Below are 25,653 nucleotides of genomic sequence, written 5' to 3' on the forward strand. Positions count from 1 at the left end.
TCAAGATCATCTCTACGTGGGAGGTGACCTTGGCACGCAATCTGATGTCCGACGACGAATGGGCATTCTTTGAGGGCTTCATCCGAGCCGTCCGGCATCCGAACGGGCGCAAGCCTGCGGACCATCGACTTGTTCTGGATGGCATTTTCTGGGTCGCGCGGACCGGTGCGCCCTGGCGGGACCTGCCAGAGGAGTTTGGCAAGTGGTCATCTGTCTACCGGCAGTTCCGGCGCTGGACGCTCGCCGGGCTGTGGGAGGACATCCTGGATGCCTTGAACCACGCGAAGCTCGCGCCCGACAAGCTCCAGATGATCGACAGCACTGTGATCAGGGCCCACCACCATGCGGCCGGCGCAAAAGGGGGACTCCGAAAGAGGCTCTTGGCCGTTCAAGAGGTGGGTTCTCGACCAAGATCCATCTCCGCGTCAACGGCGCTGGCCTCCCGATAAGGACCGAGATCACGCCCGGGCAGGATTCAGACTACACGGGCTATGATCTGGTGATGGCCGACAACCTTCCGCAGCCCGCCGTGTTGGTCGCCGACAGGGGCTATGACTCTGATAAAATTAGAGAAGACATCGAGAGCCGTAACGCGCTGCCCATGATCCCCATGCGAAAGAACCGCAAGGTGCGCAAGGTCGTCGACATGACCATCTACACCTTGCGCAACATGGTCGAGCGTTGTTTCAACAAGCTCAAGAACAGTCGCCGCCTGGCAACACGCTACGACAAAACCGCAGACAGTTTCCTCGGCTTCATCGACATCGCCTGCATCAGGCTCTGGCTTCGCCATTTGTCAACATGACCTAACTACGACAAAACCGCAGACAGTTTCCTCGGCTTCATCGACATCGCCTGCATCAGGCTCTGGCTTCGCCATTTGTCAACATGACCTAGTAATCTTCGCGAGCAACAGGCGGAAACGAGACCAGAACGCACAGGCCCGGATGATTATCGTTCAGTGTCAACACCGCGCCATGCAATTCGGCAATCGCCCTGACCATACTGAGGCCCAAGCCATTGCCCGGGGTCGTGCGACTCTTTTCGAGGCGAAAGAAGCGGCGGAAAACCTTGTCCCGTTCCTCAGCTGGGATGCCCGGACCATTGTCGGAAACCTGAAGCAGGGCGCTGTCATCCACCCTCGACAGCGTGACCTCGATCCGCGTGTCTGATGGACAGTGACGCAGGGCGTTTTCAACGAGATTTGCGATCATCTGGGTGAGGAGTTGCTGATCGCCCTGAACCATCGCGTCCTGATCTTCGATGTCAAACCTCAGCGTTTGACCGTTTTCTTCGGCGACGGGACCGTAGGCGTCTTCGATCCGGGCGAGGATCGGGGCAAGAGGGGCTGCGGTAAACCGACCTGACCGCTGACCGGCTTCGATCTGCGCGATCCGCAGCAGGGCGTGGAATGTCTCGATCAGATCGTCGGCGATCTCCACGGCTTGTTCCGCATCTTCCCTGATCTCGGAAGTCAGGTCGGGCGTATTCCGAAGCACATCCAGCCGTTGTTTGAGGCGCTGCATGGGCGTGCGAAGGTCATGGGCGATATCGGCTGAAATCTGTTTCTGGCTTTCGACCATCTGCTGAAGCTGTGTGATGGTGCGGTTGATTTCATCTGCCATACGGGCAAGGTCATCGCCATCGCTGCCAGTGGTGGGGACGCGTCGATCCAACTGCCCCAGTGCCACCGATTTCAGCGTCGTGGCGATCTGGGTCAGCCGCCGTTCGGTTTTGCGGCCGACAATGATCCCGGCCAGCAAACCGGTAAGCAGCAAGAGGATAAAACCTGCAACGAATCCGCGGCCTAAAACCTCGCGCAGCTCTTCAAGAAAATAGGTGCTTGTGCCCAATGTCAGCCGGTTCGGGCCGAGTTGCACCGAGTGAAGCAGATAACCCGTCACATCTTCATAGCGGGGCTTGTCGGCTTGGATTGCATTGACCGGGACGTAGTCGCTGCTGCCTTGCCGGTCGATGGCATTGACATTTCCGACCAGAACGTTGCCGTCCGCGTCCTGAAGCAGATAGATCCGATAATCCTCGAAGTTGAACCCGTCAAATCCGCCCAGCTTTGCCTGAACCGCATCCAGACCTTCGCTTTCGTAAAGATTGCCAAAACCGGCTGCATCGTCCGCAAGTTGGTCTAGCACCCACTCGCTGATTTCCCGATCCGCGAAGTGGTAAGTCAGACCAAAGACGAGGGCAGTGATGATGGCGTAAAGTGCGGCGAAACGCAGAGACAACCGCGCCGAGGTCGAGCGCAGGAAGTGAAACATGCCGAGATTCCTAGCCATGCAGGCTATACCCGGCCCCGCGGACGGTATGGATCAACTCGATCTTGAAGGGCCTGTCCACTTTGTTACGTAGCCGGCTGATATGGGTCTCGACGACGTTGGTTTTGGGATCGAAATGGAAATCCCAGACTGATTCCAGCAGCATCGTGCGGGTCAGTACCCGGCCAGCATTGCGCATCAGATATTCCAGTAGCTTGAACTCGCGAGGCTGCAGGTCCAGAGAAATGCCCGCCCGCGTGACCGTACGGCGGATCAGGTTCATTTCCAGATCGGCCACCTGTAAGACGGTTTCCTCGGCTTTCAGCGGCGGCCTGCGAGTCAGCGCTGCCAGCCGCGCTGACAGTTCCTGAAACGAGAATGGCTTGACGAGATAGTCGTCCGATCCCGCCTCAAGCCCCTCGACCCGGTCATTGATCCCGTCCATCGCCGAAAGGATCAGGATCGGCGTCTCGACTCCTGCGCCGCGCACGGATTTGATCAAGGTCAGCCCATCCAGACCTGGCAACATGCGGTCAAAGATCATCACGTCGTAACTGTTGTCCAGCGCCGACAGGAAACCATCGCGGCCATTGTCGCAGTGATCGACCAGATGCCCCTGCGCCCGGAGGCTGGAGGCAATGTAGTCGGCCGTTTCGGGATGGTCCTCGACCACAAGGACGCGCATGGCTGCTGCTTTCCGTATTCTGTCTGCCCGCAGGGATAGCCCACTGTGCGGTTGGGTCAAGACGTCGGGACATTACGGATTGGTATAGTTCCGGCAACGGCCCGGACAGATCGTTCCTGGTAGATAGCTGCTGACACGAACCGTCAGCCGATCGAGCAGGACAAGATGACAACAATAGACGAGGCCCATGTGCGCCAGCACGCGGCGGCGACCCGAACCCGCCCAAATGTGCGACCGACGCTGTGTGATATGCAGTTGGATAGCCCGACCCGCCGGTTTCTGGTGGCAGTTCTAACGGCGTTCGGGCTTCTGCGGCTCTGGGCAATGTTTGCCGTACCTTTCTCCGACACGACCGAGGCCCGCTATGGCGAAATCGCCCGCAAGATGGTTGAAACCGGGAACTGGCTGACACCGCAATTCGACTATGGCGTGCCGTTCTGGGGCAAGCCGCCGCTGCATACCTGGCTATCGGCAGGGGGAATGCAACTGTTCGGCGTGAACGAAGCGGCCGCTCGGTTGCCGATCATGCTGACCGCTCTGGCGGTTCTGTTTCTCGTCTGGCTGTGGGTGCGTGATACCGTCGGGCGCAATACGGCGTTGGTTGCGATGACGGTGCTTGCGACGATGGCGATGTTCTTTGGCGCTTCGAGTTTCGTGATGACCGACATGCCGATGGTTCTTTGCACGACGCTGGTCATGGTCGGATTCTGGCAGGCGGTCGGTGATGGCAACAGGCGTTGGGGTTATGGCGTCTTTCTAGGGCTGGCAATTGGAATGCTGGCCAAGGGGCCGGTGGCGGTTGTGCTGAGCGGCATTCCCCTGATGCTGTGGCTGGCCCTGACATGGAACTGGCACCTGCTGCGCTTGCTGCCATGGGCGCGCGGCATGGCATTGCTGATAGCGCTGGTCGCGCCTTGGTATGTCGCCGCCGAAATCGCCACACCCGGATTCCTGCGCTACTTCCTCATCGGAGAGCATGTTCAGCGTTTCCTAACCCCCGGCTGGCAGGGCGATCTGTACGGGTCTGGCCATCGGGAAGCCAAGGGCATGATCTGGCTGTTCTTGCTGATGGCAGCCCTGCCATGGAGCTTGGTTGCCACCTTGCTACTGACCCGCCTGGACAAGACGGTCACAATGTTCCGGCAGGATCGCTCGGGCTGGCTGGTTTATCTGTTGCTCTGGGCATTGTCGCCTTTGCTGCTGTTCACGCCCGCATCCAATATTCTCGCCGCCTATGTCCTGCCCGGCCTTCCAGCTGCCGCTGTCTTGCTGGTGGTGCTGTTCACGCAGGTGTTCGAGGCCCAACCGAGCCGTGCAACTCGAACAGGATTTGCCATCGCGACATCGGTAATCTTCGCGTTTTTCCTGGCGCTGATCTCGGGCGCGGTTTTCGCGCCGCAGAAGATCCGATTGAAATCCGACAAGCGGCTCGTTGCGGCCGCCAGCACAGCGATGCCCGATGCGCCGCTCTATACCCTCGGCGGGCGCAGCTACTCGGCCGAATTCTATTCGCGGGGCAAAGCGCGCGCCATTGATCCCGCAGATTTCGCGCGACTGGCCGGCAGCGGTGCATCGGCGGCTTTTTCGGTGCCTCCGACCATGGCGTTGGAGGCGGCGACATTGGGTCTTGAAAACTTGGGAGAATATGGGCGGCACGTCCTGTTCGTCACCCGACCGACGAACGAGGTGAAATGATGGGCCGCATGCAGGATATCAGTCGCGAAACGGCAAACATGAGGCCGCGCGCACTCGATTCAGGGCCATTGGCGCCCGATCTATCCTTTGTCATTCCGGCATATAACGAGGCAGAAACAATCGCGGAAACGCTGACACGGGTGTCGCGCAAGGCGCGCAGGCTGGTGCTGCATTCCGAGATCGTTGTCGTCGATGACGGCAGCAGCGACGAAACGCTGGAACTGGTCACATCCGGCCAATGGGACCTGCCGGTTCGCCTGCTGCGTCTGTCGCGCAATTTCGGCAAGGAACAGGCGATCATGGCTGGGCTGCGTCATGCGACGGGCAAAGCCGTGGTAATTCTCGACGCCGACCTGCAAGAGCCTTTGCGCTATGTCGATACGATGCTGGAGCGCTACCGAGAAGGCTATGAGATCGTCTACGCCGTCCGCGCCCATCGTGATGACGAAAGCTGGTTGAAGCGCCGCTGCACCGCCGCTTTTTACCGCTTCCTGAATATCGGCAGCGAGGTGTCAATGCCTGCCGGAGCGCGGGATTTCCGGCTGATGGATCGAAAGGTGGTCGATGCGCTTTGCGCCCTGCCCGAAAGAAATCGCTTCATGAAGGGGCTTTATGCTTGGGTCGGTTTCCGCTCGCTTGCCATCCCGGTCGAGTTGCAGCCACGCGGCGGGGGCAGCTCCAAGTTCCGCTTCCGCGGGTTGCTGAAACTGGGCATGACCGGGCTGACCGCTTTCACCGACTGGCCATTGCGCATGTGGACCGGCATCGGAATGATCCTTGCCATGCTGTCGATCCTCTACGGGCTGTTTCTAGCCAGCCGCACGCTGCTGCTCGGCCATGCTGTGCCCGGCTGGTCCACGCTGGCAGTGGCGATCTTCTTCTTCAGTGGTATCCAGTTGATGTCCATCGGTGTGTTGGGCGAATATCTGGCGCGGGTCTTCAGCGAGGTGAAAGGCCGCCCCGGCTATCTGATCGCCGAGGATGTCACGATTGCCGCGTCACGCGAATGTTAGGCGAGGTCGTGCGGTTCGCCCTGACCGGGGGTGCAGCAACGCTTGTCCATCTGGGCGCCGCGATTGGCCTTGTCCAGTTTGGCATGCTTCCGCTGATGAGCAACGCCGTTGCTTTCGTGATTGCCTTCATGGTCAGTTTCTTGGGTCACCATCTGTTCACCTTCGCCGGACATGGCTCGGCCGCGACCCAGACCTTCGGACGGTTCGCTGTGGTGGCGGCAATCGGATTTCTAGCAAATGAAACCGTCCTGTTCCTATTGCTGGGCATCGGCTTGTTTCGTCTCGAAGCTGCCGTTCTGATCTCGACCGTCTTTGCAGCTATCTGTACGTTCATCCTGTCGCGCACTTGGGCGTTTGCAGGGAGCGGTTGTGCTCGGGGCTGCGATAGGCCGAGCGGACGATCAGCGGCTTGCCGAGGCGATCACGCAGCGCCTGCAGTCTGTCGAGCGGCGGCGCGTTGACGAGCAGCTTGCCAGTGCCGCGGCAGGCGATTTCGGCTGGGCTGAAGTTCGGCCAGCGCCAGGCACCGTCGGGCACGTCACGCCAATGACGGTAGAAGGTCGTGGTCATACGCGTCCTCCAAACGGAAAAACCCGCCTTCGAGGGCGTGTGTTCTGAACAATTGATCGACGGCAACGCGCATTACGGCCCGCTGCCAAAGATCCTGAGCTTGAGAACGATGCCGGCGAGCAGCGTCAGCATCACGCCGGTTGTGATCATGCGGACTGCCGTCTGCATCGCGGTGCGGCGCACCAGTCGGATGCAGTCCACCAGGGAGCGGAGGTCGCGGATGTCGAGCGCGGCTTCATCGCCATCGAGGCCAAGGTCAGCGAGGGCCCGTTTCGCGCCTTGCTCGGCGGCCCGGACCAACAATGCTTCCAGTTCGGCATCCGACCGATCAGAACTGTGCGGTGTCATCGGCGCCTCCCGCATCCTACGCCTCTCACGCCTCGGCCAGCATCTCGAGATAGGCGCCGCCCTCACTGGGCCGAGGGTCTTCCTTCAGGTCGAAGATCACCGCATCGATGACGGCGCGCCATTCGGAGGTGATGGCGCGGGTCTCGGCGCTGGCACGGACCGTCAGGATAGCCGGCGACTTCGAGACCAGCCGTGCCTGCATGACGGCCTCGGAGCCGCGCAGATAATGAACATGGCACCAGAGGGTGAAGCGATCCTCCCACCCTTGGATCAGCATCCCGTCCGGATCGGGGATCATCACAGCCTGCTGGAAGGTGACCCGGCGCCGCAGGCGTCCGGCAACCATTCTCACAGCCGGATCCTGCGATAGGGGGCGAGCAGCGCATCGACCGCCATGGGCAGCGCCGATGGACTTGCCCCAAGGCTGACCGCCTCGCGATGCTCATACCAATGCGCGATCAGCAGCAGCATGGCCTGACGGATTGCCGCAGGCACATCGGCGGGGGCGCCATAGCCGGCGGTGAAGGTGATGGCCGCGGGGCGGCCGAAGCCGGCCAAGGGTCGCAGCAACAGCCGCTGGTCCTGCAGCGCGATATGATAGTCGAGATCAACGCCCGCGGCATCGGTGAACACCGCGCTGTCGATCTCGCTGTCCGGAAACGGCAGCAGGATCGGGCCGGTGAGGGCATCGAGGTCCATCTGCCAGGATTGCGTGACTAGGCAACGACCGAGAATGCCGGCAGGGCCGTCCAGCCAGGCGGTGGCCGCATCGATGCTGTGCTGGATCAACAGATCCTCGTCATCATGATCGACGCGGAGCTGGGCCTTGGCTTCGGCCAGCGTGATCGGCACCGCCGCAGGCGCCGTAATGCGGGTGAGCGTGAACATGGTGAAATCCCTGATGCAGAGCGCGGGCGGCCTTCACCGCCCGCGACATTGCCATCACGCCTGATCGGCCTGCGGGTTGATCTGGCCGTGGCCCTTGATCACCAGCGCGGCGACGGGCGTGCCGGTGGTATGGGTGCCGGAAAACGCCGCCAGCAGCTTGAGGTAGCGCCTGGTCCCGACATAGCCAAAGCGGTAGACTGCGGCGGTGGCATGGGCCGCGACCAGCGCCTTGACGATGCCACCTTCACCGACAGCCGCGACCCCCAGCAGATCATCCACGGTGACCGCCTCGTAGCTGCTGTCGTCATCGGAATGGATCAGGGTGAACTCGATCTTGTCGGTGTCGCTGAAGGTGATGCCGCCCGCGCCAATGGCGAGGATGATCTCGGCACCGTCATGACCGCGCAGATCAATGGCCACGGGGGTGCTGTCGTCGGTGAGCGTGGCCACGTCGATGGCCGCGGCCACCGAGAGACTGGAATGCAGATCCTTCATCGGATCCTCCTGTGCAGGAATGTGGGTGGGAAGACGCGGGCAGAACCCTGCCGCGCGCGCGCCTTGGTTCAGCCGGGCGATCAGCTGGCCGCGATCTTCAGCAGCTTGATGGCATCAAAATTCTGCACCCCGCCACCGACGCGCTTGGTGGTGTAGAAATGCACATAGGGCTTGTTGGTGAAGGGATCGCGCAGCACCCGGATGCCGAAGCGGTCGACGATCAGATAGCCGCGCCGGAAATCCCCGAAGGCGATCGGGAAAGCTCCGACGGCAATATCGGGCATGTTGTCGTCATCGCTGATCGGATAGCCGAGCAGCGTCGCCGGCTGGCCAGCCTGGACCGGGGGCTGCCAGAGATAGAGTTCCTCGGTCTTCGACTTCAGCTTGCGGATCGCCGCCTGCAGCGAGCGGTTCATCAGGAAGCGCGCATTCTGCCGGTAGCCCTGCTTCAGCCCGTAGACGAGGTCGATCAGCGCATCGACGCCGTTGTGGCTGGCATCGGTCAATGCGGCCGCGACGCCCGAGGCGGTGTAGCCGATCTTGCCCCAGGCGTAAGAGGCATTGGCGACCGTGTCATAGGCCAGGATGCCGCGGGGCCTGTTCACCCCGTCGCCGGTGATGAAGGCGGCAGCCTCGGCCTCGGCGAAGGCAGTCGAGACTTCTTCGGCCAGCCAGGCAGCGATATCGACCCTTGCATCGTCGAGCAGGGTCTGGGTCGCAGCCGGGTTGGCGTAGATCTCCATCGCCGGGAAAGCCAGTTCAGCGAGCCTCGGGGTGGCGGTCTCGGGGCGAGCCTGACGCTCGCCGACCCAGCCGGCCGCGGCGCCGCCCTGATTGACCAGCTTCTTGTAGCTGCCGGCCGAGATCGAGATGACACTGGCAATCGCGCGCATGGCCGAGACCGAGCCCAGCACCCGGTCGATAATCTGTTCCATCTGGTCGGGGACGACATAGCCACCGTCGGGATCGCTGTCGGTGCGGAGCGCGGCCTTCACCTCCAACTCCCGCAACCCGGCCTCGACGCCGCGGCGGAAGAACTGGTTGAAGGCGCGGGCGTGCTCGCGGGTCTCGGGGCTGTCCGCCCGATCTACGCTGCCACCACCGCAGCCGAGCCTGGCTGCCGCCAGCATGGCATTTGTCTCGTCGAGCGCGCCCTGAAGCCGGGTGATCTCGGCATTGATGCGTTCGACCTTCTCGGCCTGCACCACATCGGCGAAGCGGGCGTTGATGCCGTTGATCTCGGCCTGATGCTCGTCCTTGAAGGCGGCGAAGGCACGGTTCAGGTCGGCGAGGATGGCGTTCGCGTCGCCGGTCTCGGCGCGCACGCGAACGGCCCCGTGGATGCGGGGGGATTTCTGGATGCCCATGGGGGTCTCCTTATGAGCGGATGGTATCGATGAGCTGCCGGATGGCGCTCAGGGGGATGCCAGCGTTCTGCGTGGCGGGTTCGGCAGCGTTCCGCGTGCCGGTGAGGTCTCTCAGCATCGCGCGCCGCGCGGATCGCGGGATACCTTGCTGGGCCAGTGCCGCGTCTATGCGGCGCCGGGCCTGAATGTCGGGGCGCGACTGCGCGCCGCTCTGCGGTGACTGCGCGGGCAGGCCAGCGGCCGAACCCTCGACCATGCCGTCGGCCATCCCGGCCGCAATCGCCTCCTCGGCGCTGAGAAAGGTCTCGGCATCCAGCAACGCGACAATCTCGACCTGTGGCCTGCCACTGCGGGCGGCATAGATCCCGGCCAGCGCGGCATCGAATGTCTCGAAGAGCGCAGCGGCCTCAGCCATATCGTGGCGATTGCCGATCACCACGCCCCAGGCATTGTGCAGCATCAGGAAGCTGCCGGGGCTCATGCGGATCTCGTCGCCGGCCATGGCGATGATGGAGGCCGCCGAGGCCGCGAGGCCCAACACCTCAACGGTGACCGCGGCCGGATGGGCGCGCAGCAGGTTGTAGATGGCAATGCCCTCGAACATGTCGCCGCCCGGCGAGTTGATCTGCACCGTCACCGCCTGCGGGCCGATCCTGCTGAGCGCCGCTGCGATCCGGCGCAGGCTCACCCCGCCGCCCATATCATCCTCGCCGATCACGTCGAAGATGGTGATGGTGCTGTCGCTCTCGGTGACGGAAGTGACCTGCACGGCGACCGGCGTTTCGGCCCAGCGGACCAGCGCGTCCGATGGCGCATCGGCCTGGAACGCCGCGGGGCGCGGCAAGACCGGTCCGGCCGGAAGATCACGCAGGCTCATCAGATGGTCCTTTCGGATGTGTGCGGCTCATAGCTGAGCAAGAAAGACCGGCAGTTTCCTGCCGCTCTCCGCGCCTCAGGCGCTTGTGATGGATAATCAGCGGCGGTTGTCGTTTATCTGTTCAACCAAGAGTATGACGGAGCAGACCCATGCGTATTTTCCAGAAACTGGCCGTATTGGCCGTCACCGCCGCCACCGTGGTCGCTGTGCCGGCCTCGGCAGACCCGGGACGGGGCAAAGCCCATGATCGTGACCACTTCCGGACCAGCCAGGCAAGACACTGCCCGCCGGGGCTGGCGAAGAAGAACCCGCCCTGTGTTCCCCCCGGCCAGGCCAGAAAATATGACGATCGCAGGGATTTTGATCGTCACCGGCACCATGAGCGTCGGCGGCACCATGACCGCTACGGGGTCCGGATCGGCGATATCCTGCGGATCGACGATTACCGGGTCATTCGCGATCCTCGCAGGATGAATCTCGAGACCCGTGACGACTGGCGCTATTACCGCGATGGCCATCGCGCCTATCGGGTTGATCGCGAGACCCGGAAGATTCTCTCGGTCATCGAGTTGATCGACGCCTTTACCAACTGAGGCAGCGCCGGCTGCATTCCGGCCCCGAGATCAGGGATCGGCTTGGGCGTCGGGATCGATAGATTCGTTCTCCGCCTTACCGGCTTCTGCCGTCATGTTGGGCGGCGGATAATAGATGTCGCCGCCGTCACGTGGATTCTGGTCCTCGAGCGCGCGGATCTCGTTGGGGCTCCACACACCCCATTGCAGACCCTTCACATAGGCCTCCCAGCGCGCCCTGATATCGCCCTTGACGAGGGCTGCGCGGTTGAACCGGGCATAGAGCAGATCATCCGCGCCGATCAGGTCGCGGTCGATCGCCTCCTCCCACATGGTCAGGTGATCCTCGAGCGTCCAGGCCACGAAGCCGATCGACTGCTGCTCGATGCCGGTGCCCCAGCTGGTGGACTTCTCGGTATCGCCGATCATATGCGGCGGCACCCCGAAGAACATGGCGATGTCGGTGCGGCTGAACTTTCTGCTCTCGATCCATTGCGCATCTTCGGCGGTCATCGCGATGCGGGCGTAATCCATACCTTCCTCAAGGATGAGGTGCTTGCCTTCCTGGTCACCGCCGGCGCGGAATGCCTCGAGCCCGGCCTTGAGATTGGCCACCGCCTCGGGTCCGAGCTTCTGCGGGTGCCTGAGCACGCCCGAGACCCGGGCGCCATTGCGGAAGGTGGTGGCGCCATGATCCTCCATCGCCAGGGCCAGCCCGATGGTCTCGCGGGCATAGGCGATGGGTGAGACACCTCGCACCCCATCCAGCGTCAGCCCGACCAGATGCAGCACCTCGTCCTGCGCCAGCCGCAGACGCCTTCCATCGGGGCGGGTATAGAGAAAGCTCAGCGCCAGGTCCTTGTCCTGCACCACCTCGACCCGATCCGGATGCAGCGGGATCAGCGCCTGCACGGTGCCGCGCGAGCGCACGATCATGGCATAGGCATTGCCGCGCAAGAGCAGATGCGCCTGCAGCATGCGCCGGAACTGCGATGGCGTTTGCCAGCGATTGGGCCTTCGCCGCAGCAGCTGCCAGATCGGGGCATCCGAGGCATCCTCGCGGGTCCGGGCATCGACCCGGCGCTTGATATGCAAGGGCAGCGTTGCCACCGCGCCGGAAATAATGCGCACGCAGGCATAGACTGCCGCCACCCGCATGGCACTGTCCGGCGTCACCGCCATGCCGGAGCCGCTGGCTGCGCCGGCCCGGAGCGCCGCATCCAGTTCGGCGGCAGAGGTGATGACCAGCCCGCCGCCGGCTTCATGGACGGACGCGCGCGGTGATGGGGCGTGCGGAGGCGAGGCCGCAGGCGGGGCGCCTGCAAACCAGCGGGACCAGAAGGACATGGGCATTCTTTCCGTAAGACGGGTAGCCTACAGCACCAGGATGCTGCGGCTGTCATAGACCGAGCGGCCGGCATTGACGTCGCGCAGGAGCGCCCGGCCGAGGGCGTTGCAGATCGCGACAATGCCGTCGATGCGCTCCGAGGAGCGTTCCTTGTCCGGCTTGATATTGCCGGCCGGATCATGGCGCACGGCGACATTCGAGGCATTCCAGCGCAGCACCGGATGGCCGCCATGCCACAAGAGCCGCGACACCGAGAGCCGCTCAAGTTCCGCGGTCGGCGCCGCCATGCTCAGAAACCCCTGACCGAACTGCACCAGGTTGATCCCCTCATCCTGCAGATGCTGGACGATCTCTCCGGCGAAGGTGCGGTCGTAAGAGAGCTCGCGCAGATCGTAGCGCCCCGCGAGTGCGATGATCTCCGCCTCGATGAAGCCAAAATCGGTGGCATTGCCGGGGGTGGCCACAAGGAAGCCCTGGTTGCGCCAGGTATCGTAGGGCACCCGGTCGCGCTTGCCGCGGCGCAGGATGTCCTCCTCCGGCACCCAGAAACGGGGCAGCACGATCCATTTCTCGGCGAGAACGCCGAGCGCAGGATCCAGCGTCGGCGGAAACAGCAGCACGAATGCCGAGAGATCGTTGACCCGGGCCAGATCCAGCCCGCCATAGCACTCCCGGCCCAACAGCTTTTGTTCCAGATCATCCAGCCCGACGCGGATATCTCGCCAATCAGCCCCGTCACCCGGCCCGCCCTCGGCCCAGACGCCCATGTCGAGCCAGCGGGTGACCTGTTCGGTCCATTCATTCAGCCGCAGCCGCCGGATGGCGTTCTGCTGCGCCGGCATCTCGCGAGCCTCGTCGATCTGGCGCTTCAGGTCGTCCGGCTTCACCGTCACGCCAAGACTCGGATTGGCCTTCACCCAGACCGCAGGATCAGTCCAGTCATCGCCCGCGTCGATGGTGGCGATATAGGCAAACCAGCTATCGGCCGTCTCATGCGGCACAGACCCTTCCAGCGCCTTGACCGAGAACTCGTGATGCTGGCGACAGACCGAATGGCGGTCATGGCCGGCGGTGGTGATCTCGACGATCAGCGGCTGGCGCCGGGCACCGGTGGCGGTGTTGAGCTTCTGGATGATCTCCGGTCCGGGATGTTCATGCACCTCGTCCACGGCGGCCAGATGCACGTTGAGCCCGTCCATCTTGCTGGCATCGGCCGAGAGCGGCCGGAACCACGACGCGGTGGGCAGCACCGCGAGGTTGTTCACGGTGCGCGTCACCCGCGCTGACAATGCCGGACTCGCCGCCACCATGCGCTCGGCCTCGCCGAACACGATGCGCGCCTGATCGCGGGTGGTGGCCGCGGCATAGACATGCGCGCCGGCCTCACCATCGGCGATCAGCGCGTAGAGCGCGATGCCTGCGAGCAGCGCGGATTTGCCATTCTTGCGCGCCACCTCGACATAGGCAGTGCGGAACCTCCTGAGCCCATCAGCGCGTTTCCAGCCAAAGACGGATCCGACCACGAATTGCTGCCATGGCTGCAGCACAAAGGGCTGGCCGGCCCATTCCCCGGTCGAGTGCCGCAGATGGGTGAAAAACTCGATCGCGTGCAGCGCGGCGGCGCGGTCCCAGGAGAGACTGCGGGTCTTGCCGGTCTTCAGGTCCTCCAGATGCCGTGCGCAGGCGAGCTTGACCAGCCGGCCGGCGGTGATCTTGTCGCCGATGACCGCCTTTGCATAGGCGGTGACCGGGCACGCCGGTGCCTTCCGAGCGGTACCAGATTTACGCGCTGCTGCCACGGTTCAGATAATCCTCGAACGGGTCGCGGGTGTCAGTCGGTTCAGCCATGCGCACCCGGGTGCGGCTGGATGGCGTCATCCCGAACTCACTCTCGATCTGGCCCATCTGCGCGAGGCATTTATTGGCCACCGCCAGGAACGGGTTCTGGATGATATTCCCGCCCACGGTCTTCACCACCGGGCCGCGGCGCTTGACCTCGGCCTCCGCCTCGAGCCAGCGGCGCCAGATCACCACGTAACGGGCCAGCGCGCCGACATCGAGTTCGGTCATCACCCCATGCCGCGCCAGCAGCGCGGCCATCTCGGTGAACTTCGCGGCAGCCGCTTCGTCGAGATGCTCGGGCGGGTCCGGGGTCGCGACCACCGGCTGCGGCTCATCCGGGTTCAGCCGGTGCGACCGGGCCGTGCCCTTGACCAGTTTGAGCTGCGTCGGCAGTGGCTTGCGACCCGCCATGATCCTTGTCCTTTCCGGCTGTTCTCCTCCCGCAATGCTGATGAATCGGGCTTATCCCCGAGAGTCGGACTCGTGCTCACCGCCACCGACCCGCATAGCCTCGAACACCCGCCGCAAGGCGAAGGAACGCACTATCGATACGATGGTAAAAATCCCGCCCATCGCCATGGTCTGCGTCAGCGTGACGTGCAGCCCGAAGAACGGGAAGATCAGGATCTGCGTGGCGACGGCAACGCCATATCCGACGATGACATTGGCGATGGACTCGACCAGCGACATGAGGCGTGATTGTTTCATGCTGCCTTGCTCCGGCGGCGCTTGCGGGGGGCGGCGTCACCCTCAGCGTCGTCATCCGCTTTCTCGGCCCCGGCATCATCGCCCAGCCGCTCGGTCCTCACCTGCGCGAAGGTCCGGCCGTCGCCATCGAGGATCGCGTCCTTGCCGGTCACGGCCTGCCAGCGTTCCACGGCGACATCGACATAGGCGGGGCTGATCTCCATCGCGAAGACGCGGCGGCCGTTGACCTCGCCCGCCATGATCTGCGAGCCCGAGCCCGAGAAGGGCTCGTAGCAGAGGCCGCCGCGCGCGACATGCTGGCGCATCGGGATGCCGAAGGCATCGAGCGGCTTCGGGGTCGGGTGATCGGGGCGCTCGTCCCTGGCGAAGGACGGCATCTCCCAGGTCGAGGGCAGCGTCTGATCGGCGACCTTGGGCGGCCGGTTCGGGCGACGCCAGCCCATGAAGCAAGGTTCGTGCTTCCAGAGATAATGCGACCGGGTGAGAACACCGCGGTCCTTCACCCAGATGATCTGCTGATGCACAAACGCCCCGGCCTTTTCCCAGCAGGCTTCCAGCATCGCCTGCCGGCGCGAGGCATGCCAGCAATACCAGGCCGCATCCTCGGTGATCGCCTCGGCCACCGCCGCCGCGATGAAACCGTCATAGAGTTCTGCCCCTTGGCTCGAGTCATCCCAGGTCGTGCCGTAGGACGCCGACCAGTCCTTGTTGCGGGTCGGATGATTGGAACCGTCGTAATCGACCAGATAGGGCGGGTCGGTCGCGAACAGCACGGCGCGCTCGCCATTCATCAGCCGGCGCACATCGTCGTGGGATGTGCTGTCACCGCAGAGCAGCCGGTGATCGCCGAGCAACCACAGATCGCCGGTGCGCGAGGCCGGATGACGCGGAGGCTCGGGGATAATGACGGGTGGCGTCGACGTCTCGTCCTCCGCTTCCGCGCCGGCCAGCAGTCGGTCCAGTTCGCCGTCCTCAAAGCCCATGATCCCGAGATCGAAACCAGCCTCCTTCAGGTCGGACAGTTCCAGCGCCAGCAGCGCCTCGTCCCAGCCCGCATTCAGCGCGATGCGGTTGTCGGCCAGCACCAGCGCCCGGCGCTGGCTCTCGGTCAGGCCGGTCAGCCTGATGGAGGGCACGGCGTCCATGCCAAGCTGGCGCGCGGCCAGTACGCGACCATGGCCGGCGATGATGGTGCCGTCCTCGGCGATTAGCACCGGGTTCACGAAGCCGAACTCGCGGATCGAGCCGGCGATCTCGGCCAGCTGCGCCTCGGAATGGGTACGGGCGTTGCGCGCATAGGGCACAAGGCTGTCGAGGCTGAGATATTCGACGGCAAGCTGACGATCGGACACGGCTGTATTTCCTTGTTGCATGGGCCGCTACCCCCCCCCTCGCCATTTTGGCCACGGATGCAGAAAGCTTGGCGCCTGGTCCGGGGCTGGAAGGCCCCAGAGATTTACCCTCCCCCCGGGGGGGCGGTGGTTTATGGTTGGCGGCGGGCGTTGCCGAAGCCGCCATCCTCGGCAGCGGTCTTGCGGCTGTGACAGGACGCGCAGAGCGCCTGCCATCCGTCCTGATCCCAGAACCGCTCGGGATCGCCCCGATGCGGGACGACATGGTCCACGGTGTTGGCCGGGGTCAGTCGGTCTCGGCGCTGGCACTCGGCGCAGAGCGGGTGGCGGGCGAGGAACATCCGCCGCGCGTGCTGCCAGCGAGCGGATTTGTAAAGCGCCCGGATGGCGGGGTCGCGTTTGCGGTCGGCGTCGCGATCGGCCTCACGCTTGTCACGCGTCCCCACCGGGCGATGGATGGGCGGGCGCACAGGCATGGGATGCCCTCGCAAGTCGGATGAAACGGGGAGGAAACGACCGGTGGCGCTCCGAGGCGCTCTTCTCCCGATCATATCCTGTTTATAGCACCGGCATGTTGCAGATGTCGAAGGAAAAAGTGTTGCAACACATTGGAGTCACTGCGCATTCAGGCGCGCGGCGATCTTGGTCAGCGCCAGCTGCCAGCGCCGCCACGCGGTCGTGCGGTCGCACCCCAGCTCGCCGCTGATCTGCTTCCACGGCACCCGGGCCGCCCGTGACCAGACCAGCTTGCGCTCGGACACCTCGATCCAGAGGACCCAGCCGAAGGTCTGCTCGAGCCTCGTGATCGCCGCGGCCGAGGGCCAGACCCGCATCGGCTCGGGTTCCATCGCCGCGATCTCGCGCTTCGTCCGCAGCACTTGCGGCCAGGCGCCGAAATACCCCCGTGCCTTCACCGGCGGCAGCTTGCGCAGCGTACGGAACGCTTCCTCGAAGTGATCCGCCACGTCATCGGCGGTCCAGGAACCGCGCCGGGTCATGCCAGGCCTCCGTTCGTCTCGATCGCCCAGAGCAGGATGGCGATGGCATCGGCCTCGTTGTCGCCCTCGGGGCTGAAGCCCTTCGCGCGGGCAGCATCGATCATGGCCTGCTTGGGCGCGTTGCCCTTGCCAGCGGCGTGGCGTTTGATCGTGCCGACCGGAACGCCCTCGTATGGCACGCCGCGCAGCTCGGCCCATGCGGTCAGTGTGGCCATCAGCCCGCCATAGACATGGGCCGCGTCGGTGCCGGCGTGACGGCGGACCTCCTCGAACCAAATTGTCGCGATGGGACCAGAGAGCCGGTCCAGTTCGGTCAGCCAGTTGGTGAAGCGCAGATAGCGCATGCCACCGCCGTCGAAACGGCCGGGCCGGAAGCTGACCGTGCCGCTGGTGATCAGACCGTCGTGGCCGCGCAGCGCCCAGCCGGTGGTGGTGCCGAGGTCGAGCGCGAGGATGCAGCGGTCCGCTCCATCAACGCCATGAAGACCGGGGGGAGCGGTGACGGGTGTGACGGATGTGACGGATGGTTCCCTATCCGCTCCACAGGCGCGCGCATGCGCGCGCGTAACGGTCATATAAGTATGATCCGTCACATCCGTCACACCATCTGGATTCATTGGCATTTTCCTATTCTCCCGAGAAAAGGTCAGAGTTGCTGTCATTGGGGGCGATGCCGCGAAACCCCTTGGCCGCACGGGTGTTGTGGCGCTCGAACCCACGCACGATCAGCGCCTCCGAGAACCGCTTGACCGAACCGGCGAATTCGCCGTTCGTCTCGGCCCAGGCCTTCCAGTCCGCGAACATCGTGGTGGTGGCCGCGCTCAGGTGCGATCCGAGCGAGCAGCGTTCATCGATCCAGCGACCGATGGCGTCCTCTGCCTCGAAGTAATCCTCGGTCGCGGCCATCACGGCGGGCGGTGGGCGCAGCCCCGTCCGCTGCCATTCGATGCAGCCTTCGAGCGCCCATGCGAGGATCCCGTCGCGTTCGGCGAGCAGCCTGTCCGCCAGGTGCTTGTCGCGCCGCGCGGGCGGGATGGTGACGGTGAACGGCACCATGTGCAGGCGCCGCTTCATCGCCTCGTCGACGTTGCGGATGGAGGGCTTGTGGTTGCCGACGATCAGCAGCTTGAACTGCGGGATGAACTCGAAGAAATCCTGCCGCATGAAGCGGGCGGTGATCTTGTCGCCCCCGGTCAGCGCCTTCAGCTTGCTTTCGGCCCAGCGGCTGCCCTGTTCGGTCTCGATGGAGGTCACGATCCGCGCACCACGCAAACCCGCCATGTCGGTCGGGTGGCGATCGCCCTGCGTGGCCATGAACATGTCCATCGGCGCGACGGTGGCGTAGTCGCCGAGGATGGCGGTCAGGGTGTTGGCGAAGACGGATTTGCCGTTGGCACCGGTGCCGTAGAGAAAGAACAGCGCATGCTCGGTCGTGACGCCGGTCAGGCAATAGCCCGCCATCCGCTGCAGGTAGGATTGCAGCTCGCCGTCCCCGCCGGTGACGGTCTCCAGAAAGCCCAGCCAGACGGGACAAGTGTCGGCGACGGACGCACCGGCGATCCTGGTCATGAAGAGGCCGGGATCATGTGGCCGGGATGCGCCGCTCTGGAGGTCGACCACACCGCCCGGCGTGTTCAACAGCCAGGGATCACGGTCCCACGGTTCGGTCGTGGTCGCGTGGCGGCGGTCGGAGCGGGCGAGCCGCTCCACGGCCGAAACCGTCGCCGCAGTGGAGAGCTTGGCCTTGAGCTTTGCGGATCCGGCGCGCGCGGCCGCCTCGCGGCAGATCATCCGCGCCAGATCGAAGGCCTGCAGCGTCTCCTCGCGCCGCCAGAGCTTGCCTGACCAGGTCAGCCACTGTCCCCAGCCCGCGACGTAGCGCCAGGTCTCGGCATGCCGGACGGCGAAGGTGGCGGCGAGCGCGTCCTCGGTGAAACGCACCGGCACGGGGCCGTCGTCGTCGCCACCGGCCGGGCCGCCGCCATCGCACCCGCCATCCTCGTCGTCGAGATCGCCGTTGCGGGCGGTGTCGCGTTTCCAGAGCCGTTCTGCTTCCTCGCGCAACCGGGCCTCCGGCCAGGGAGGCGAGACGCGGGCCGCGTTGTAGGAGACGATTTCTTCCCAGGCCTGTTCGCGCGGCACATGGCCTTCGCGGGCGCGGCGGATCCAGTAGCCCATCACCCGCGACAGCGCGTCGAAGCGCGTGGTGCCGTCCACGCCGCCTTCGCGGACCTGACGGCCGAAAAGCTCGGTGACGCTGCCGCGCTCGGGGGCGGCCATGTTGAAGTCGAGCCCGGCCTCGCCTTCGAGCGGCGGCATGGCAATGATCGCCTCCAGCAGTTCACCCAGATCGTAGTCGCGGGGATCGTGGTGCAGGATCTCCACCAGCCGACGTCGGCCCTGTTTGGCATGGATCGATCCGGCCACACGGATCGGCTGGTGGGCGGACCGGAAGGACGGATCGCCGCCGACTTTGGCGGCGATCATGTGCCGCGCCCGACAGACCGTGCCGATGTCCTCGCCTTCGGCGGGTTCGGACAGGCGCCAGTAGAGGTGCAGCTTGCGCTGGCCCTCGGCGGTGACTCCGCCGGACGCCACTTCAAGCGTCGGGCATCCGAGATGCTGCACGAGGTGGTCGCGTTTCGCGCCGATGTCGCCATGGTCGAGATCGACCAGCACGACCTGCGTCTGCACGATGCTTTCCGCCTTGGCGTCGCCGGGGGCGGACACCGTGCCGGGCGCCACGAACAGTGCCATGCCGACGCTGCTGGCCCATGTGGCCTGCAGCGCCAGTTTCGCGGCAAGCGTGGCGTCCGCTTCGATGAAGGGAACATGTGGCGGACCATCGCCCGCGCCTTTCTCGGCCAGAGCACGGACCGGCACCCAGCCGTCGCAGTAGCCGAACACGACGTCGGCATAGATCGCGATCATTCCGGCGTCGGGCGCGACGTCGTCGGGCGCGATGGTGTCGGACGGGACCGTCATGCCCAGCACCGTTCCCGCCACGCACAGAAGCGGCATTCGAAGTGGTCGGGATCGGCCGTGTGGCGGGGAAGAAGTTCGCCCGCATCACAGGCGCGCAGGATCGTCACCGCCTTGTCGCTGGCGGACTGGGCGAGTGCGGCATCGAACGGCACGAGTTCGTGCCAGATCTCGCACGTGTCCTTGTTGATCGCCGTGAAAAGCGCGGGCGCCTCGGTCAGGCCGAGATAGGCCTGGTAGAGCGCGATCTGCGCGGCATAGACCGGCTTGGCCTTTCCGACGCCGTGCTTCGCGATTTCCCGCCAGTTCTTGGCGTTCGCCGATTTGCACTCCCAGAGCGCCGGGACCGCCATGCCGTTCGGCGCGGCGACCACCACGCCGTCGGCATGCCCTTGGACCCGACCACCGACGACCGAGAAGCCGAACTGATCGCCATGGCGATTGCGCGTGCGAAGGTCGAAGCCCGCCTGGCGCAGCCATTCGATGGCCAGATCTTCGAGGACGTGCCCGAGCGCGAATATGCGCAGAGACTGGCCCGAGAATCCGGCGCCCGGGTCCTTCGGCGTCTTCAGGTATTCGTATTGCAGCCTGCGCTGGCAGATATCGCCGAGCCGGCTGCCGCCGAGGTAGTCGCGCGCGGAGCGTTCAGCCTGTTCCGCGACGAGGGCATTGTCGATGCAGGTGTTGACGGTATCCGCAAAACTGGGCGGCTTTTCCCGATGGTTGAAGTCGAAACCGGAGTCCATCAGAACGGCACCTCCGGATCGGGCCGGGGTGCGCTGGCCATCATCGCTTCCTGGAAGCCATCGACGGCGGCCGTTGCGAGTGCGAGCGCCTGTGTCTCGGTGAGATCGGCGAACCGCGTGGTCCAGCCGATCTCGGCCATCAGTTCGGCCATGTTCTTCAAGGCGGCGCGCAGCGCGGCCTGTTCACGTTCATCGGGATCGATCATGCGCAGCCCTCATGTGCCGGGGCCGCATGCGGGCATGGATGGATGTCAGCGCGGCGCGCGAAGGGGATTGTGGTCATGGGAGAGCTCCAGATGCTCTCCTCACCTACCGGCTGGCTGTCCTGACTGTCGGATGTGCGGTTCGGAACACTTCGGGAACATGGACTTGTGCGTTCACAACTCTGCCGATAGCCTGAAATTTCCCCGATTCACCCTGGAGCCGCGTCGCGCATGGCGTCATTCAACCCGAGAAGCTTCACCAACCCTGATCGCCTCAAGAGCATTTCGCCGAAGCACCTACTGAAGTTCTTCGCGACGTGGGCGGAATATTTTTCGGCGCGGGGTTTTGAACTTCCGGTCGAAGCGGATGAGGATTTTCCCTACGACGATCTTGCTGCAGTGTTGATGAAGCCCGACGAAAACGTGCCGCCCGAAATGGTCGACGCCCTTTTCTACGTGCACGAGACCGCGACCAAGGAAACCGCCGAGGAGTTGATCGAGGCGGCAGGACGGGCTGGTCTCACGATCGAGGCCGGTGAGGAACCATCCGATGCGGACATCGCCCTGCAGATCTGGCTCCAGAAACCTGATCTGCTGCGACGTCAGCATGCCGAGACCGTGGCATTCACACGTTCGCGTTTCATCTATTTCGCGGGGCACAGCGGCAAGCCGCGACCGGCTCCGGACCCGACTGGCGAACAGACCGCCATCATGCAGGAGCAGATGGACGAGTGGTTCGACCGCAAACGCCGCGGCAAGGGCTCGCGGGTTTTTGCTTTTCCACGCGGGACGAAGACGTGGTTCATGGTCCGGCATGGCGAGCCGATGCGGCGCGAGGGGCGACATCAGGATGATGGCGGATCGGGGATCGCCTACTACCGACCGCAGAAGCACGACGTCGTCATCTATGACGGCGAGTCTGACGAACTTGCCGTCAATGCAGGGACGAAAGGCGAGACCGAGCTCTACCTGCGGACGTTCGGCGGGGTCATCTTCGGGGACGAGGAGTACTTCGATCGCTCGAACCGCTTCACCCTTGATCCGCTGCTGGAGAAGGGCGAGAAATCGCTCGACAACGACACTGTCTCCGAGATCGTCAAGGTGCGCCTGATCGAAATCGAACGCTTCTGGGGCGGAAAGGCCAAGGAGAAGGAGGTGCGCAAGGCGAACGACCTCTTCATGGCCTGGGACGACAATTGGGAGCGGCGCCTTGCGGGCGGTTCCATCGACCGGGCCGTTTTCAAGGTCAAGTTCGATGGGGATGGCAAGGAGCGGACGGTTGCCATTCTCCCGCCGAGCCTCGCGCGCTATGACCGTGATGCCGACAGCGATCTGATCGACCGCTGGCTCAAGGATCAGGGATTTTGCCGCCCCAACGTCGGAGATGAGGACGATGACGTCGGCGTTCTGGAGGACGATTGAGCGCGTTCCCGGTCACGCGACCGACACGCGCGACTGGAAGGTGGACCTGACGGATTGCTGGACCCAGGTCGAACGCTACCTTCCGGAGACCTCCAAGTACGCAGAACGTATCGACTATCCCTGGCCCGGAGGGGAACATTGCCCGCGCCATGTCGTGCGACATGCCGGCGGCTCGGTCCGTGCCGTCTGCAGCGATCCGGGGCGACTCTGCGAAACCCTCGACATCAATTCCGACGATATCCGCATCCGTGAACTCGACCGCCGCAGACTATTCGCCGACATTGCCACGGCGCTTGGCCTTGTCGTTTCCACCGCGCCTTCGCGCGGGGCGGCCCTTCTGCACATCGGCGATCATGCCATTGCCGCCGGCCGGAGTTTTCCGGTGTTCGCTGCGCTCACAAGCCCGCGCGCGCCGCTCAGCCGGGCAGACGTCCTCGACATCGATCGCCGCAATCTACCATTCGTCCTGCTGGTGACATCGCTCGGCGCGATTGACCCGGACGTTTCGGCCTTTCTTGCGGCACGGCAAGGGCGTGTTCTGACGTGGGCCGAATGCCTCCATTTCGCCCTCGCACCGCGCAAGGGATTCGTCGCTGCCATGCCACTTGTCGATCTCTTCGCGCCCGAGATCGCGGCACTGGCGAACGCAGGTGACGTCGCCCAGCGTCCGGTGATGACTCTGCCTGCGAATGCACGGTGGTCCGATCTGCGCTTCGCGTTTCGCGAGGAGGCCGTGCTCAACGTCAGCTATCTTGGGCAGGCTCCGGCGCGCCTTGAACCGGACCAGATCGGCATGCGCGATGAGCGGAACGGCAAGCCGAACCGCCAGTGGCGGCTACTCCTTGTTTGCGCCGCACTTGGCGGGGCATTGCCTCGGTCCTTTCCGATTTCCACCATCAAGGGGCGCCGCCCGGCGAGCGATATCGTTCGCATTCTCGGGCAGTTCCAGCGTGGTTACGAAAAGCAGCGCCAACTTCTCGCCGCAGCACTGCGTGAGCGGTTCGGGATCGACGAGGACCCGTTCTCAGGCGCTGACGATTGTTACGAGGCACGGTTCCTAGTCGATGCAAGCAGTCTGAAGCAGGGCCGATCCGACCAGCGCGACCGAAATTTCGCCGACGACGACTGACTCTTTCCAAACTTTTTTCATCCCACCCAACCCCATGAAACCGCAAGGTTTCGTGGGGTTTTTGCTTCTCCGATCCCCCTGATTTCGAGGCCCTCCAACGAATTTTCGCCGGTCCCGGTCACTCGGGCCGCGTGCCCGTCCACCTGGACGAAGGCGAAACTTCATGGAGCGTTTCCACCCCATTTGCGACGCGCGCTCGCGCGTCTCCCGCAACATCACCATTCGCGCCGAACGGCTGGCCCGCTCGGGTTCCGTCCCCGGAATGGACGCCGAGGACATCAAGCAGGATCTGCGGCTGCATCTCTATCGCCGGGACGGGAAGTTCGATCCTTCCCGCGGTCAGTATGACACTTTCGCCGACCGCGTGCTGGCGAACCGCATCGCCACGTTGGCCGCACCGACCGAACGGCTGCGGGCCGAACGGGCTTGGATCGACTTCGACAGCCCCGCCGAGGGGCGCGGCGATGACGAGATGCTGCCGCTCGCGGAAACGCTGCCCGACAGCGCGATGCCGCATGCCGCCGTCACACGCGCAACGGACGAGGCGTTCGGGCTGGTGCGAGATGTCCAGCGGCTCCTTGCTGGCCTGACCCCGACCTGCCGCGCCCTCGCGCTGGCGCTGATCGACATGTCGCCGACGGAAGCGGCCGAAGCCCTCGGGATCCATAGGAGCACCGTCTACGCACGGCTCGCCACCATCCGGACGGCGGCCGAGGCGCTTGATCTCGCGGCATATCTCGGCACCGCCCCGACAGTCTCGGAAGCCCGCCGGTAGGTGACAACAGGACCGGCGATGACCCGGTCCGCCAGTTTCATGCCGGGCCCTCGGAGGAATGCAACACCCCCACGCGGGGAAACACTCCGACCGCAAGCTCCAGGGCGGCGTCAGGCCCGGCAGCAGTCTTCCCGACGATCCCTGGACAGCAACCGACGACAACACGGAGCGTCACCATGTTCAAGACTACCCCTCTGAAGCGCCTGCGCGAACTGCGCTGGCTGGAAATGCTTCCCGACAACATCGACGTCCCGGCGGTCTTCGACAGGCCGGACCAGGTCGTGCCGATCGAACGCGCCACGGTGGACGAGATCGAGTTTGCCCTTGTCGCCCTGGCGCGACAGCAATCCGACCTCTACAGCCTGACCGGCGCGCTCGGTGACGTGCTGAAGATGGCGCGCCGTCAGGGCGCCTGTGGAGCGGACAATGCCATCTCGGCGGCCGCGCGCGATCTGGAGAGCGGCAAGTGAGCGCCCCGTTCGGCGGCGGGCCGCTCCGCATCATCACGGCCGATGAACGCCTGCGCGAGGCGCGCGGCATCAAGGGGGTGCTCACGGGCACCTCCGGCATCGGCAAGACCACGCAGCTGCTGACCCTCGATCCGCAGCGAACGCTTTTCCTGAACCTCGAGGCGGGCGAGTTGGCCGTGCAGGGCTGGCCCGGCGACGAGATCCGCATCCGCGACTGGGAGGTCGCCCGCGATCTGGCCGCCTGGATCGGCGGCGCCAACCCGGCGATGCGGGACGACCAGTCCTATGGGCCAGGGCACTTCACGCGGGTCTGCGCGGCCTTCGGTCCCGCCAGCCAACTCGACAAGTACGACACGGTCTTCGTCGACAGCATCTCCGTCGCCTCTCGCATTTGCCTTCAGTGGTGCAAGGGCCAATCCCAGGCCCAGTCCGACCGCACCGGCAAGCCGGATCTCCGCGCGACCTATGGGTTGCTCGGCCAGGAGATGATCGGCTGGCTCACACATCTGCAGCACACGCCCGCCAAGAACATTTGGCTGGTCGGTCTTCTCGACCGCAAGCTCGACGACTTCGGCAAGCCCTTCTTCTCGATGCAGATCGAGGGCTCGAAGACCGGACTCGAACTGCCCGGCATCGTCGACGAAGTCGTGACCCTGACCGAACTGCGCCCCGAGAAGGGTGACCCGTTCAGGGCGTTCATCTGCACCACGATCAACGATTTCGGGCTGCCTGCAAAGGACCGCAGCGGCCGGTTGTCGATGATCGAGCCCGCTCATCTCGGGCGGCTCATGGCGAAGATCCGTGGTCCGCGCCCAGAGGGCGCCGCCCGCCTGAACTTCGATCTGCCCGCGGACGCCACCGCACCCAATCCCCCGACGACGAAAGGAGCATGACA

General features: G+C 64.4%; 29 protein-coding genes and 1 pseudogene. 10 read left to right on the forward strand and 20 right to left on the reverse strand.

What is annotated here, in order from left to right; translation table 11 throughout:
- The first annotated feature begins 23 nt into the window (after window positions 1–23).
- Window positions 24–805 (forward strand): IS5-like element ISPko5 family transposase gene (locus I9P22_RS01005; RefSeq protein WP_152367113.1). Its coding sequence is split into 2 segments (ribosomal slippage): window positions 24–354 and window positions 354–805, totalling 783 coding nucleotides; the frame shifts between segments, so codons are not numbered across the junction.
- Between the two features lie 88 nt (window positions 806–893).
- Here the strand turns inward: I9P22_RS01005 and I9P22_RS01010 are convergent.
- Together I9P22_RS01010 and I9P22_RS01015 are read right to left on the reverse strand one after the other, a co-directional pair.
- Window positions 894–2,276: a sensor histidine kinase gene (locus I9P22_RS01010; RefSeq protein WP_018000059.1), complete on the reverse strand. Its 1,383-nt coding sequence runs from the start codon at window positions 2,274–2,276 to the stop codon at window positions 894–896.
- A gap of 10 nt (window positions 2,277–2,286) precedes the next feature.
- Window positions 2,287–2,958, reverse strand: coding sequence for a winged helix-turn-helix domain-containing protein (locus I9P22_RS01015; RefSeq protein ID WP_018000060.1), 672 nt, complete (start codon window positions 2,956–2,958; stop codon window positions 2,287–2,289).
- A gap of 165 nt (window positions 2,959–3,123) precedes the next feature.
- Between I9P22_RS01015 and I9P22_RS01020 the strand changes: the two genes are divergently transcribed.
- The 3 genes and pseudogenes from I9P22_RS01020 to I9P22_RS25010 all read left to right on the forward strand — a co-directional run.
- Complete coding sequence (locus tag I9P22_RS01020; protein WP_157403981.1) at window positions 3,124–4,653, forward strand: ArnT family glycosyltransferase; 1,530 nt, start codon at window positions 3,124–3,126, stop codon at window positions 4,651–4,653.
- Between the two features lie 8 nt (window positions 4,654–4,661).
- The gene (locus I9P22_RS01025; protein WP_081614999.1) at window positions 4,662–5,666 is read left to right on the forward strand and encodes a glycosyltransferase family 2 protein; all 1,005 of its coding nucleotides are present in this window, start codon (window positions 4,662–4,664) and stop codon (window positions 5,664–5,666) included.
- Window positions 5,660–5,962, forward strand: a pseudogene (locus I9P22_RS25010) (GtrA family protein); the annotation flags it as partial. The gene I9P22_RS01025 and the pseudogene I9P22_RS25010, both read left to right, overlap by 7 nt.
- Window positions 5,963–5,996: 34 nt before the next feature.
- On the opposite strand, the gene I9P22_RS01035 reads toward I9P22_RS25010, so the two are convergent.
- The 7 genes from I9P22_RS01035 to I9P22_RS01065 form a co-directional block, all read right to left on the reverse strand.
- Window positions 5,997–6,236, reverse strand: a complete 240-nt coding sequence (locus tag I9P22_RS01035; protein ID WP_018000064.1) for a D-Ala-D-Ala carboxypeptidase family metallohydrolase — start codon at window positions 6,234–6,236, stop codon at window positions 5,997–5,999.
- A 72-nt stretch (window positions 6,237–6,308) separates the two neighbouring features.
- Complete coding sequence (locus tag I9P22_RS01040; protein WP_026155384.1) at window positions 6,309–6,584, reverse strand: DUF6127 family protein; 276 nt, start codon at window positions 6,582–6,584, stop codon at window positions 6,309–6,311.
- Between the two features lie 25 nt (window positions 6,585–6,609).
- The gene (locus tag I9P22_RS01045; protein ID WP_199257575.1) at window positions 6,610–6,930 is read right to left on the reverse strand and encodes a phage head closure protein; all 321 of its coding nucleotides are present in this window, start codon (window positions 6,928–6,930) and stop codon (window positions 6,610–6,612) included.
- A 2-nt stretch (window positions 6,931–6,932) separates the two neighbouring features.
- Window positions 6,933–7,472: a head-tail connector protein gene (locus tag I9P22_RS01050; RefSeq protein ID WP_010399407.1), complete on the reverse strand. Its 540-nt coding sequence runs from the start codon at window positions 7,470–7,472 to the stop codon at window positions 6,933–6,935.
- A 54-nt stretch (window positions 7,473–7,526) separates the two neighbouring features.
- A complete protein-coding gene (locus I9P22_RS01055) occupies window positions 7,527–7,967 on the reverse strand; it encodes a hypothetical protein (protein ID WP_199257576.1) in 441 nt (146 codons plus the stop codon).
- Between the two features lie 80 nt (window positions 7,968–8,047).
- Entirely contained in the window at window positions 8,048–9,334 is a 1,287-nt protein-coding gene (locus I9P22_RS01060) for a phage major capsid protein (RefSeq protein WP_199257577.1), read from the reverse strand.
- Window positions 9,335–9,344: 10 nt separating this feature from the next.
- A complete protein-coding gene (locus I9P22_RS01065) occupies window positions 9,345–10,211 on the reverse strand; it encodes a head maturation protease, ClpP-related (RefSeq protein ID WP_199257578.1) in 867 nt (288 codons plus the stop codon).
- Window positions 10,212–10,360: 149 nt separating this feature from the next.
- On the opposite strand from I9P22_RS01065, the gene I9P22_RS01070 reads away from it, so the two are divergent.
- Complete coding sequence (locus tag I9P22_RS01070) at window positions 10,361–10,804, forward strand: hypothetical protein (RefSeq protein WP_036747617.1); 444 nt, start codon at window positions 10,361–10,363, stop codon at window positions 10,802–10,804.
- Window positions 10,805–10,834: 30 nt separating this feature from the next.
- Here the strand turns inward: I9P22_RS01070 and I9P22_RS01075 are convergent, their stop codons facing one another.
- The 11 genes from I9P22_RS01075 to I9P22_RS01125 form a co-directional block, all read right to left on the reverse strand.
- The gene (locus I9P22_RS01075) at window positions 10,835–12,130 is read right to left on the reverse strand and encodes a phage portal protein (RefSeq protein ID WP_233253124.1); all 1,296 of its coding nucleotides are present in this window, start codon (window positions 12,128–12,130) and stop codon (window positions 10,835–10,837) included.
- Window positions 12,131–12,157: 27 nt separating this feature from the next.
- On the reverse strand, window positions 12,158–13,930 hold the full coding sequence (locus tag I9P22_RS01080; protein ID WP_199257579.1) for a terminase large subunit: 1,773 nt from the start codon (window positions 13,928–13,930) through the stop codon (window positions 12,158–12,160).
- On the reverse strand, window positions 13,914–14,384 hold the full coding sequence (locus tag I9P22_RS01085; RefSeq protein WP_062563244.1) for a phage terminase small subunit P27 family: 471 nt from the start codon (window positions 14,382–14,384) through the stop codon (window positions 13,914–13,916). The genes I9P22_RS01080 and I9P22_RS01085 overlap by 17 nt, the downstream gene beginning before the upstream one ends.
- 51 nt (window positions 14,385–14,435) lie before the next feature.
- Window positions 14,436–14,681: a DUF7220 family protein gene (locus I9P22_RS01090; RefSeq protein ID WP_199257580.1), complete on the reverse strand. Its 246-nt coding sequence runs from the start codon at window positions 14,679–14,681 to the stop codon at window positions 14,436–14,438.
- On the reverse strand, window positions 14,678–16,054 hold the full coding sequence (locus I9P22_RS01095; protein ID WP_199257581.1) for a site-specific DNA-methyltransferase: 1,377 nt from the start codon (window positions 16,052–16,054) through the stop codon (window positions 14,678–14,680). Before I9P22_RS01095 ends, I9P22_RS01090 begins: the two co-directional genes overlap by 4 nt.
- 110 nt (window positions 16,055–16,164) lie before the next feature.
- Entirely contained in the window at window positions 16,165–16,509 is a 345-nt protein-coding gene (locus tag I9P22_RS01100) for an HNH endonuclease (protein ID WP_199257582.1), read from the reverse strand.
- A gap of 138 nt (window positions 16,510–16,647) precedes the next feature.
- Window positions 16,648–17,031, reverse strand: coding sequence for a DUF6362 family protein (locus tag I9P22_RS01105; protein ID WP_199257583.1), 384 nt, complete (start codon window positions 17,029–17,031; stop codon window positions 16,648–16,650).
- Window positions 17,028–17,648 carry a crossover junction endodeoxyribonuclease RuvC gene (locus I9P22_RS01110; protein ID WP_456299605.1) on the reverse strand — a complete coding sequence of 207 codons (621 nt, stop codon included), beginning with the start codon at window positions 17,646–17,648 and terminating at the stop codon, window positions 17,028–17,030. The genes I9P22_RS01105 and I9P22_RS01110 overlap by 4 nt, the downstream gene beginning before the upstream one ends.
- 10 nt (window positions 17,649–17,658) lie before the next feature.
- Complete coding sequence (locus I9P22_RS01115; RefSeq protein ID WP_199257584.1) at window positions 17,659–20,016, reverse strand: phage/plasmid primase, P4 family; 2,358 nt, start codon at window positions 20,014–20,016, stop codon at window positions 17,659–17,661.
- Window positions 20,013–20,759 (reverse strand): hypothetical protein, encoded by a 747-nt coding sequence (locus I9P22_RS01120; protein WP_199257585.1) that lies wholly within the window; start codon window positions 20,757–20,759, stop codon window positions 20,013–20,015. Before I9P22_RS01120 ends, I9P22_RS01115 begins: the two co-directional genes overlap by 4 nt.
- Complete coding sequence (locus I9P22_RS01125; protein WP_199257586.1) at window positions 20,759–20,965, reverse strand: DUF6511 domain-containing protein; 207 nt, start codon at window positions 20,963–20,965, stop codon at window positions 20,759–20,761. Before I9P22_RS01125 ends, I9P22_RS01120 begins: the two co-directional genes overlap by 1 nt.
- A gap of 228 nt (window positions 20,966–21,193) precedes the next feature.
- Here I9P22_RS01125 and I9P22_RS01130 point away from each other — a divergent pair, with 228 nt between their 5' ends.
- The 5 genes from I9P22_RS01130 (at window position 21,194) to I9P22_RS01150 (ending at window position 25,651) form a co-directional block, all read left to right on the forward strand.
- On the forward strand, window positions 21,194–22,384 hold the full coding sequence (locus I9P22_RS01130; protein WP_199257587.1) for a hypothetical protein: 1,191 nt from the start codon (window positions 21,194–21,196) through the stop codon (window positions 22,382–22,384).
- Window positions 22,356–23,513, forward strand: coding sequence for a hypothetical protein (locus I9P22_RS01135; RefSeq protein WP_199257588.1), 1,158 nt, complete (start codon window positions 22,356–22,358; stop codon window positions 23,511–23,513). Before I9P22_RS01130 ends, I9P22_RS01135 begins: the two co-directional genes overlap by 29 nt.
- A gap of 163 nt (window positions 23,514–23,676) precedes the next feature.
- Window positions 23,677–24,288 carry a sigma-70 family RNA polymerase sigma factor gene (locus I9P22_RS01140; protein WP_199257589.1) on the forward strand — a complete coding sequence of 204 codons (612 nt, stop codon included), beginning with the start codon at window positions 23,677–23,679 and terminating at the stop codon, window positions 24,286–24,288.
- 176 nt (window positions 24,289–24,464) lie between these two features.
- Entirely contained in the window at window positions 24,465–24,758 is a 294-nt protein-coding gene (locus tag I9P22_RS01145) for a hypothetical protein (RefSeq protein ID WP_199257590.1), read from the forward strand.
- A complete protein-coding gene (locus I9P22_RS01150) occupies window positions 24,755–25,651 on the forward strand; it encodes an ATP-binding protein (protein ID WP_199257591.1) in 897 nt (298 codons plus the stop codon). The genes I9P22_RS01145 and I9P22_RS01150 overlap by 4 nt, the downstream gene beginning before the upstream one ends.
- The last annotated feature ends 2 nt before the right edge of the window (window positions 25,652–25,653 follow it).

The organism is Paracoccus binzhouensis, from assembly GCF_016446475.1.
Taxonomy (GTDB): domain Bacteria; phylum Pseudomonadota; class Alphaproteobacteria; order Rhodobacterales; family Rhodobacteraceae; genus Paracoccus; species Paracoccus binzhouensis.

Coding starts and splice junctions, on each gene's coding strand:
- I9P22_RS01010 (WP_018000059.1), bottom strand. CDS start 2,276: ATGTTTCACTTCCTGCGCTCGACCTCGGCGCGGTTGTCTCTGCGTTTC.
- I9P22_RS01015 (WP_018000060.1), bottom strand. CDS start 2,958: ATGCGCGTCCTTGTGGTCGAGGACCATCCCGAAACGGCCGACTACATT.
- I9P22_RS01020 (WP_157403981.1), top strand. CDS start 3,124: ATGACAACAATAGACGAGGCCCATGTGCGCCAGCACGCGGCGGCGACC.
- I9P22_RS01025 (WP_081614999.1), top strand. CDS start 4,662: ATGCAGGATATCAGTCGCGAAACGGCAAACATGAGGCCGCGCGCACTC.
- I9P22_RS01035 (WP_018000064.1), bottom strand. CDS start 6,236: ATGACCACGACCTTCTACCGTCATTGGCGTGACGTGCCCGACGGTGCC.
- I9P22_RS01040 (WP_026155384.1), bottom strand. CDS start 6,584: ATGACACCGCACAGTTCTGATCGGTCGGATGCCGAACTGGAAGCATTG.
- I9P22_RS01045 (WP_199257575.1), bottom strand. CDS start 6,930: ATGGTTGCCGGACGCCTGCGGCGCCGGGTCACCTTCCAGCAGGCTGTG.
- I9P22_RS01050 (WP_010399407.1), bottom strand. CDS start 7,472: ATGTTCACGCTCACCCGCATTACGGCGCCTGCGGCGGTGCCGATCACG.
- I9P22_RS01055 (WP_199257576.1), bottom strand. CDS start 7,967: ATGAAGGATCTGCATTCCAGTCTCTCGGTGGCCGCGGCCATCGACGTG.
- I9P22_RS01060 (WP_199257577.1), bottom strand. CDS start 9,334: ATGGGCATCCAGAAATCCCCCCGCATCCACGGGGCCGTTCGCGTGCGC.
- I9P22_RS01065 (WP_199257578.1), bottom strand. CDS start 10,211: ATGAGCCTGCGTGATCTTCCGGCCGGACCGGTCTTGCCGCGCCCCGCG.
- I9P22_RS01070 (WP_036747617.1), top strand. CDS start 10,361: ATGCGTATTTTCCAGAAACTGGCCGTATTGGCCGTCACCGCCGCCACC.
- I9P22_RS01075 (WP_233253124.1), bottom strand. CDS start 12,130: ATGTCCTTCTGGTCCCGCTGGTTTGCAGGCGCCCCGCCTGCGGCCTCG.
- I9P22_RS01085 (WP_062563244.1), bottom strand. CDS start 14,384: ATGGCGGGTCGCAAGCCACTGCCGACGCAGCTCAAACTGGTCAAGGGC.
- I9P22_RS01090 (WP_199257580.1), bottom strand. CDS start 14,681: ATGAAACAATCACGCCTCATGTCGCTGGTCGAGTCCATCGCCAATGTC.
- I9P22_RS01095 (WP_199257581.1), bottom strand. CDS start 16,054: ATGCAACAAGGAAATACAGCCGTGTCCGATCGTCAGCTTGCCGTCGAA.
- I9P22_RS01100 (WP_199257582.1), bottom strand. CDS start 16,509: ATGCCTGTGCGCCCGCCCATCCATCGCCCGGTGGGGACGCGTGACAAG.
- I9P22_RS01105 (WP_199257583.1), bottom strand. CDS start 17,031: ATGACCCGGCGCGGTTCCTGGACCGCCGATGACGTGGCGGATCACTTC.
- I9P22_RS01110 (WP_456299605.1), bottom strand. CDS start 17,648: ATGAATCCAGATGGTGTGACGGATGTGACGGATCATACTTATATGACC.
- I9P22_RS01115 (WP_199257584.1), bottom strand. CDS start 20,016: ATGACGGTCCCGTCCGACACCATCGCGCCCGACGACGTCGCGCCCGAC.
- I9P22_RS01120 (WP_199257585.1), bottom strand. CDS start 20,759: ATGGACTCCGGTTTCGACTTCAACCATCGGGAAAAGCCGCCCAGTTTT.
- I9P22_RS01125 (WP_199257586.1), bottom strand. CDS start 20,965: ATGATCGATCCCGATGAACGTGAACAGGCCGCGCTGCGCGCCGCCTTG.
- I9P22_RS01130 (WP_199257587.1), top strand. CDS start 21,194: ATGGCGTCATTCAACCCGAGAAGCTTCACCAACCCTGATCGCCTCAAG.
- I9P22_RS01135 (WP_199257588.1), top strand. CDS start 22,356: ATGACGTCGGCGTTCTGGAGGACGATTGAGCGCGTTCCCGGTCACGCG.
- I9P22_RS01140 (WP_199257589.1), top strand. CDS start 23,677: ATGGAGCGTTTCCACCCCATTTGCGACGCGCGCTCGCGCGTCTCCCGC.
- I9P22_RS01145 (WP_199257590.1), top strand. CDS start 24,465: ATGTTCAAGACTACCCCTCTGAAGCGCCTGCGCGAACTGCGCTGGCTG.